The sequence below is a fragment of the Spirosoma migulaei genome, assembly GCF_054776855.1.
This window is the reverse complement of the sequence record NZ_BAAHBG010000045.1, coordinates 82151-90678: the sequence shown is the minus strand read 5'-3', so window position 1 is coordinate 90678 and position 8528 is coordinate 82151. Positions and strand designations below refer to the sequence as shown.

General features: G+C 46.0%; 7 protein-coding genes. 6 read left to right on the top strand and 1 reads right to left on the bottom strand.

Annotation, left to right across the window (positions count from 1 at the left end):
- The 6 genes from ACYVGO_RS36985 to ACYVGO_RS36960 form a co-directional block, all read left to right on the top strand.
- A partial coding sequence (locus ACYVGO_RS36985; RefSeq protein WP_460973832.1) for a beta strand repeat-containing protein occupies window positions 1-2432 on the top strand: 2432 nt, incomplete at its 5' end.
- 89 nt (window positions 2433-2521) lie between these two features.
- The gene (locus tag ACYVGO_RS36980; protein ID WP_460973831.1) at window positions 2522-3577 is read left to right on the top strand and encodes a T9SS type A sorting domain-containing protein; all 1056 of its coding nucleotides are present in this window, start codon (window positions 2522-2524) and stop codon (window positions 3575-3577) included.
- Between the two features lie 97 nt (window positions 3578-3674).
- Window positions 3675-3827: a hypothetical protein gene (locus ACYVGO_RS36975; protein ID WP_168207730.1), complete on the top strand. Its 153-nt coding sequence runs from the start codon at window positions 3675-3677 to the stop codon at window positions 3825-3827.
- A gap of 191 nt (window positions 3828-4018) precedes the next feature.
- Complete coding sequence (locus tag ACYVGO_RS36970; RefSeq protein ID WP_460973829.1) at window positions 4019-4306, top strand: PqqD family peptide modification chaperone; 288 nt, start codon at window positions 4019-4021, stop codon at window positions 4304-4306.
- 124 nt (window positions 4307-4430) lie between these two features.
- Window positions 4431-5351: a serine kinase gene (locus ACYVGO_RS36965; RefSeq protein ID WP_460973828.1), complete on the top strand. Its 921-nt coding sequence runs from the start codon at window positions 4431-4433 to the stop codon at window positions 5349-5351.
- The gene (locus ACYVGO_RS36960) at window positions 5352-6530 is read left to right on the top strand and encodes a nucleotidyltransferase domain-containing protein (RefSeq protein ID WP_460973827.1); all 1179 of its coding nucleotides are present in this window, start codon (window positions 5352-5354) and stop codon (window positions 6528-6530) included.
- Here ACYVGO_RS36960 and ACYVGO_RS36955 read toward each other — a convergent pair.
- On the bottom strand, window positions 6527-8479 hold the full coding sequence (locus ACYVGO_RS36955) for an asparagine synthase-related protein (RefSeq protein ID WP_460973826.1): 1953 nt from the start codon (window positions 8477-8479) through the stop codon (window positions 6527-6529). The genes ACYVGO_RS36960 and ACYVGO_RS36955 overlap by 4 nt on opposite strands.
- Window positions 8480-8528: the final 49 nt, after the last annotated feature.

The window sequence follows — 8528 nt, the reverse complement described above, 5'->3', positions numbered from 1 at the left end:
CTTACTTACTTGATTTAGCTGTAACGTTGTTTGGCCCAACCAACAACTTTTTCAATGTAGGTTTTGTAACCACACAAGCATTCGACGAAATACAGTTAAGTGTAGCTCCGTTGGTAGGTGCAGGTGTAGGCACCAGCTTGGCAAATCTGTCGGGTTCGCTACGAGTATACGGCGCATTTATTGATACGCGCACATCGGTAGGTGGTGGTTTGGTTTGTGCACTAAATACGAATCCAGACTTTGCCGTTACCAACAAGAATATACCTGTCACGAGCAGTGTCAAGACTAACGATAAGGTGCCAGCTGGTACTACGTATGGCACCAGCCCTACACTGACAAGCTCGCCTGGTGGCTCTGTACCATCACTGGTAATGAGCAGTAATGGTACGTATACATTCAGTAGCGCAACACCAGGCGTATATGTTTACTCGGTTCCCGTTTGTTTGAGTGCTATTTGCATTTCGCAAACACTAACCATCACGGTTCTTGACCCAACGGTAAACACCAACAATCCAGTCGCGAATCCAGATATTGCCTCTACCGCCGGAGCATCTACGAACCCTGCATCGTTGACAGTCAATGTTAGAGTAAATGATGGGCCTGGCAATCCGGGTGGTACGCTGGCAAACCCAACTATTGTTGTTAATCCAACCAATGGGTCAGCCAGTGTAAATGGTAGTGGCAATGTGGTTTACACACCGAATGCTGGTTTTTATGGAACTGATGTATTGACCTATCAGGTCTGCGAAACACCTAGTACACCTGCTTGCGGTACAGCTACAGTAACCATCACCGTTATTGCACCAGGTAGCAACAATAGTACGCTAGCTGCGGATGATTACATTAGTACCTATCAGGGTGCGGCAGTTTCTGGTAATGTTAAAACCAATGACACTGATCCTGAAGGGAATACCCAGACGATAACTACCCAGAATACAACTATTCCAGGTGTAGGTACGTTGGTTGTAGCGGCTGATGGTGCATACACATTCACGCCAGTAGCTGGTGCTACGGGGCCGGTTGACTTTTCGTATACCACTACCGACAATGGCTCCCCGTCAGCCTCTGCGAATGGAACATTACACATACTAATCAATCCGTTTAATCCGAATCCGGACTTCAACGTTACTGATATTAATGTACCAGTTCCGGGTAATGTTAAAACAAACGATGTAGTACCTGTAGGAACTACCTACGGTACGGCTACCCTGACCAGCTCGCCTGGTAGCGCAACGCTGACGCTAACACCAACGGGCAGCTATACCTTCACTGCCAGCACACCAGGCGTATACACATACAATGTGCCTGTCTGCGTTACGGGAACACCCCCTGTCTGTACAACGCAGACATTGGCGATCACAGTGCTTGATCCGGCTGTGAATACGAACAACCCAGTAGCAAATCCAGACTTTGCAACGACCACCGGCGCGCCTACCAGCCCAACGGCATTGACAGTTAACATAAAGGTTAACGATGGACCAGGAAATCCAGGAGGTGCGTTACAAAATCCAACGATTCCTACTCAGCCTGCTCATGGTACTGCCAGTATTAATGGAAGTGGAAATCTGGTTTACACGCCAACGGCAGGGTATTATGGAACAGATGTTGTGACCTATCAAATCTGTGAAACACCTAGTACACCTGCGTGTGCTACCGCCACCGTAACCATCACGGTTAAAGCGCCAGGTAGCCCAGCGGCTGTATCCGCCAACGATGACTATGTATCTACATCAGGAGGAAGCCCTGCCAGTGGTAATGTACTCGACAACGATCTGGGAACTGGCCTGTCCGTATCAAATGCGGGAACAACAGTAACCTCATCGGGTACACTCGTATTGACTTCCTCAGGTAGCTATACATTTACTCCTGCGCCGGGTGCTACGGGTCCTGTTGACTTTACTTATACCGCCTGCGATAATAATACACCGTCGACCTGCGCCAGTGCAACGTTGCATGTGCTGATTAATCAGGGTACTCCTGATTTAACGCCAGTTATTGACTTGCCTCAGGCCAACTTTGCAGCAACGAGCCCGGATAATACAAGAAACTTTGTGGTAAACATATTTGAAGTTGGTGGACAATCTACGTCTAGTGGAAATGTAGCTATCACACTCTCAGCGCCTACTGGCTATACCATCGCTTTCTCAAGTTCGATCACCAGTATTAGCGTTTCTGGAGGCACTACTACCCCAGTAGATAATACAAAATGGACTGAGACCAGCAACAATGGACTACAAATTTCACTAACGATTAATGCTGGACAATTTATAGCTGCAAATGCCACTGCCAAACTGGGTTTCACAATAACCCGCACAACGGCTAATACCGGAAGCGCATCGAATATCACAGTAAATGTAAACGACGACGCTACACATACGTATGATGGAAATCCATTAAATAACGTTTACGCCAGAATTATCACTGGTTTGTAAAGTTTTTCTTGCCCCAAATGTCTTTTTATAGATATTTGGGGCAAATTAGTAGTCCACAGTTGAATTTTCTAAACTTTGTATTCACGATTATGACCAGAAAACTTTTACTTATGCTTTTGACGGTCTTGTGCAGCAGCTATGCCGCCTTCGCCCAGGATCCCTCCGTGGGAGGAATCGTCATTAGCCCCAACCCCATCCAGGTTGGACAAGCCGCCAGTCTCACCGCCAGCTTTGGCAATGGTAGCTCCACCGATATTCCTCAATCCGCTACCGCTACCTATACCGTTAACCTGCCCCCCAATATCGGCGTAACCGGCTCCTCAGTCGTGGTTATCTCGCCTGTGGCGGGCACCACGGCCAACCTGTCGGTTACCGTGGGCGCTTATGATGGAACCAATGGCACCATTGTTACCGTCCGCAGCAATAACGGCGTCGTGCCCGGTAATGCCATCTATGATCTGCGCTTAGCCATCGTTGGCGTACGCGTAACGGGAGGCTTGCCGCCCAATGTGCTGAGCAATGCCCTCTCCAGTGGTATCGGTACCAACAACCCCAACAACGATAATGCCAGCACGCCCGTGGCCGTAACGGCGGGTGCTTTACCCGTAGCCCTGGTTTCCTTCACGGCCAAAGCCCAGGAGGACCGCACGGTTGCCCTGGCCTGGACCACCTCGCTGGAAACCAACAACAAGGGCTTTCTGATCGAGCGCAGCAAGGATCTGAAAGGTTTTGAGAAAGTGGACGAAGTAACGGAGTTGGGTGCCAACAGCAATTCGCTGAAGAATTACCACCTGATTGACCAGACGCCTTACGCGGGTACGAGCTACTATCGGCTGACCCAGATGGATCTGGATGGCAAGTCGACGGTATTCCCGGTGGTGTCGGTGGTGCTGCGTGAAGGTGCCTATGGCGTGTTCCCCAATCCGGTGCTCAATGATCAGCAGTTCCGGTTGAGTCTGGATGAGCCCGAGACGGCCCAGATCAATTTTTATGGCGCAGATGGTCGTTTGATGCCGGTTCAGAAGGTGGGTGTCGAGTCGGGGAATCTGTTGTTAAAGGTGACGGGTAAGCTCTCGACGGGGGTGTACATTCTGACGGTGGATGAACGTGGTCAGACTCGTAAGCATCGCTTAATTGTCGAATAGATTTGTTACGATGCTTGCCTCAGCTCGCAGAGTTGAGTGGCGACCGTAAGGTTGCAGAATCGGCACCTGATTTCACAACAGTTAAATTCCTTGGCACATGAAAACAAAGTCCAACCATATATCGAATACAGCGTCGAAAAGGACGTATCAAACCCCCCGTGTTAAATCGCTGGGTAATGTAAAGAAACTGACGCTGAAGACGGGCTCGAACGTCGATGGCTTTGGCGGTACGTTCACGTTTAGTTCTTAAATTATAAGGCTCTTTTCGCCTGATATGTACTAAGCTTGGTTCGTCTTCTTAGAAGATGAACCAAGCTTTTTTTTGTCCATCCAGGTCGATTTAACTCAAATAAGAGTTGACCACCCCAGAGAAAAAGGCTACCTTAGTCAAGTCGTACGCTACATAAATCATCCTAATTTTATTTATTTCTCTTTTCTTAAATGACTATCACATCTAATACCCGAATTCAACTGGTACCAAATCAATCTTCATCTGTTCTTGGAAAGGAAACGGTATTATTAAATTATGAACTGGGTAATTATTATGAACTGAATGAAGTTGGGGGCTTTATCTGGTCTCTTTTACAGAATCATAAAGAAATGTCCGTTGGCGAAATTCAGGAAAGCATACTAAATGAGTTTGATGTAGAGCCTGCTGTTTGTAACGAAGAATTAAGGCTATTCATCGAAAACCTATTGCGGGAGAAGTTGATCGAGGCAACGGCCTAGTGTGGTGAAAATTATATAGGTGGCATCAAACGGATTTTACGCAGATAGTCATAGTTTAGTTATCCGTACTAAATCGAGTTATCCTTGCTGAGCAAGCTACTCAGGTATTCGAGCTGATTTTATAATGGAATTGACCAGATATTATTATACTGCGTACGGGCTTACTATTGGTTCTGAGATTCAGCTCCCTCCCCTCAAAGAAGTAACTCCTAAGCCAGTTGATGTAGTTATTAGACGGGGAGCGTTACCCGAAAGCCCACCGTTGCAGCCCACAAAAATTTATCGTGCTGGATTGCAAGCCAAATTTGCCCAAAATGGGCCACAGCAGTTATGGCTCAACTGGGCACCCATCCTATCATTTATGGTCGTAAACGGCCAGGAACTCGTTCTGGATACAACTCAAACCGATGAGGATCTGCTCTCTCTGTTTACGTTAAGTGAAGCGCTTGGTCTTATCCTGTTTCAACGGGGTTACTTTTTGTTACATGGCAGTGCTATTCACCTCAATGGGAAAGGGGTTGTATTCCTGGGGGAACCAGGGGCTGGCAAATCAACCACAGTAGCAGCTTTTGCGCAAGGAGGGGTTAGCGTGATTAGTGATGATATGGTATGTATCCAAGTCAATGCAACAGGGCCGTCTTTAGTACTACCCGCCTTTCCACAAATCAAAATCTGGGAAAATAGCGTGACTGGCTTACAGATTGAGAAAGATGGACTCACGGCAGTGCGAGAGGGGGTTAACAAATTTTCCTGGCATGATTCAATCGTCTTTAATGAAAACCCTGTGACGTTAGACCAGATTTTTGTTCTAACAGCGCCCAACGAATTAGCTGGTACGAGCTTCCAAGTCCCTAAACACCAAATACCAATTGAATTGATTAGCTATTTTCCCCTGGCCGATTCACTACTACAAGGCACACCATTGAAAGATTATTTTGAAAAAAGCACTACCCTGGCTCATAGTGTTCCAGTTATTAAGCTAAGCCGCCCAGCTGACTTTAGTCGACTACACGCATTTGTTGACGATCTAAAAACGACATTTTAGATGAAGCACTCACCCGAAATTTCGTTGTTGCTGATGGCCTGCGCGGTTGAGCCAACGGAGAACAAAAGAGCGCAGATTACCCTGTTTTTAGAACAACATCAAGTAGACTGGGATCGACTTTATAAACTGGCGGCTCGCCATAAGGTAACGCCGTTTTTGTACCGAACCCTTCAGCCCATTCCGTTCGTTGCTGAATCGTTTTTGACTACCCTACAGAACGATTGCCGGACAATAGCTACTGATAATTTACTGAAGCTACATCAATATAAGTTGTTAGATAAACGATTTGCTGATAATGAAATTGACTATGTTCCACTCAAAGGAATTTATCTGGCAGCTAAATGCTATCCTGATAGTAGCCTTCGGACTATTGGAGACCTGGATGTTTTAGTAGCAAAAGAAGATATTTTTAAAACGATACGCCTTTTAGAAGCCGATGGTTATCTAGTAGATCAAAAATCGACGCTTTACATGAAGTATGATCAGAAAGTTATTTTTTCTGATTTGTATGAGGTTAGCCTAATGAAGCCATTTTTTAACAATAGCTATTTTGATCTTGATCTACACTGGGAATTTGTATGTTTTAATAAGCAGTATAAAGTTTATAGCGTACAGGAAGTTCTTTCCAGCCCAACCTTATATACAGAATACCAAATTGTTTTACTTGTAGCTCACCATGGTATAACGGCCATTTGGCAAACAATTAATTATATCAACGATCTCTATTTCTTAATAAATGATAAGGTAATTGACTGGGCGTGGCTATTGCAGGAGCTAGGTCGGAATGGTCTTGAACGAGTTTTTCTTTCGGGCTTGCTCTGGTGTCAACAGATTTGGAATTTATCGTTGCCTTCCACTATTCAGGAAATGTTGGTGACTCAGCGTATCCAATTAGTAGCCAATGCGTATGAGAAAAACTGGGAAACCAGCGAGCCGCTTTCGTCCAGTTCCCTAATTTTTAGTCAATTAACGTTTTTCTTTAAAGCGCAAACGCAACTAAGCAAGAAGTTGAAAATTATAGTTACGTTTTGCACCAGCCGGATCATTCGTTACAGCACGTTTAAGGTTGGGAAACGCATTGTATACGTGCCGAAACAATTTGGCATCATCACGTTTTTTATTCGGGGGCTTCGCTCGCTGCTACGTTTTATTCCTGCTTTACGTGAGCCGCTACGTTAGCTGTACTGTTTGAGTGAATTAAGCCAGAGCGCCAGATAGATAATTCGGCTTACAAGCCAGTTATAACGGGTTTTTTTCTTGATGGGGAAACGTGGGTTAAAAACAATAGCAACAATCCTGGAAAATAGTTGCCGGTCAATGACCTCCCAGATCGGATGACCGGGTGTACTGAACTGCTCGTGAGTGGCCTGATACAGTTGTTGCGCTGATAATGTGCTGTATTCAACGAAGTTGGCTTTTGTCAGTCGAGATACAATCGAGGACGGCAGTATATCCAGTAGTCCGTTGCGGATCAATCCTCGCCCACGTCCTTTGTTAAAATGGACTTCCAAAGGTGTTGCCAACCCTAACTCAACAATAGTCTTGTCGAAGAACGGGAACGAATACTGATGCCCATAATAGGCACCGATGTGGTTCATCTGCTCGTTACAAATGACATTGGTTGTATGAACAATTTGGTTGATTGGCGCCTTATGTTCTGCTGATAGATTCCTAATCAGTTCGTTTGTCGATTGTTGCTCTCGTTGGGGTATTCGTTGTTTAAAATCAGTACTCAGTGCATTATTGAGTAAATCTCGATGAGCCAGTTTGTCCTGAACTCGTTTGGCCAAATAGGCGACGATGGCCATAGTGGAGAGCCCAAAAATCCGTTTCTGATCGCGCATCATGCTAAGAAAAGAACCGCCTGATTGTTTACTAAGCCGTTTTTTTAGATCGCTCCCAATAATGTATAGAACGTATTTTTCGTACTTAGCCTGATCGCTGAGCTGTTGCCAGTCGGCACTTAAAAAGCTCATGTTACGCTCACGAAACGAAACCATTTGCTGACAGGCTATTTGTAATTGCTCCCAGTCGTTAGCGTCGAGGAGCTGGTCCAGAAAATCAAATCCGGTGGGAATGGTACTGTCGCCGTCATGCCCGGTTAAGAGGATATCGCAACCCATCTGCTGGGCTTCCAATGATACGCTGAGGTGAAAACTGGAAGGAATAATGAAATGCTCAGGCCGGTCGAACTGATGGTTTATTGTTAATACGGAGTCGAGCACATCGGCTACCGGACGGACCCGGTGATGTTGCGAATGCCATTGGTCAACCAACGCCTGTACATACGCCTGCTCATCGGCCGAAGGCTGTTCTGTATCAATATTAAAGGTATGTAAAGAAGGCCGATGCTGCTGGAGTAATAACGATTGGGCAACACCACTGATCGATGACGAATCCAGCCCGCCAGACAAATGGGCACCTACAAGCTTTTTGTCCTGTATCCGTCTATCTACCGCTTCAATAAAGTAGTCGTGAAATAAGGAGGCATATTCATCTGGATTGGTCAATCCGCTAAACTGGTTTAAGTCGGGTTGCCAGTATGGCTGTATGTGCACATCCTGCGAAGTCACCCGGAGGTAGTGGCCCGGTAAAACGCTGTAAATGGTTTCGTAGAATGTTTCGGCACTATAAGGAACGTAAGCCGTGGTCCAGGTCAGGTACTCTCTGTATTTATGCTGGTTTGGTTTTACGTTGACTTCGTTAAGAACCAGCAATGCTTTGATTTCGGAGGCAAAGGCAAAAAAGCGACCCGGCTGATGTACGTAATAAAGCGGTTTTATGCCCAAAGGATCTCGCGCACAGTAAAGTTGTTGCTGATGGCTATCCCAGATAGCTACCGCAAAATCGGCGTTCAGGGTATTAAAGGAGGCAGGACCTTGCAGTCCGTAGTTTGTGACGAAAGGCTGTTGCGGGGTAGATTTGGAAAATACATCAGCATCGACAGCGGCATAGAGCTGATTCGCTGAGTTGATCTCCACTGGGCCGTCAAAGGACATCAAAATTCCCTGGTTAATGGCCTGACTTGAAATGGCTCCCCGGTGTTTTAATCGTTCTATCACGTTTTGCCGATCAGTAGAAGATACCTCCTGTCCGTCAAATCGAATCATTCCTGCAATTCCACTCATACTTGGTCAATTTCTAAAGCGTTAACAAACTGGTCTATTTCGTATCTTC

Coding starts and splice junctions, on each gene's coding strand:
- ACYVGO_RS36980 (WP_460973831.1), top strand. CDS start 2,522: ATGACCAGAAAACTTTTACTTATGCTTTTGACGGTCTTGTGCAGCAGC.
- ACYVGO_RS36975 (WP_168207730.1), top strand. CDS start 3,675: ATGAAAACAAAGTCCAACCATATATCGAATACAGCGTCGAAAAGGACG.
- ACYVGO_RS36970 (WP_460973829.1), top strand. CDS start 4,019: ATGACTATCACATCTAATACCCGAATTCAACTGGTACCAAATCAATCT.
- ACYVGO_RS36965 (WP_460973828.1), top strand. CDS start 4,431: ATGGAATTGACCAGATATTATTATACTGCGTACGGGCTTACTATTGGT.
- ACYVGO_RS36960 (WP_460973827.1), top strand. CDS start 5,352: ATGAAGCACTCACCCGAAATTTCGTTGTTGCTGATGGCCTGCGCGGTT.
- ACYVGO_RS36955 (WP_460973826.1), bottom strand. CDS start 8,479: ATGAGTGGAATTGCAGGAATGATTCGATTTGACGGACAGGAGGTATCT.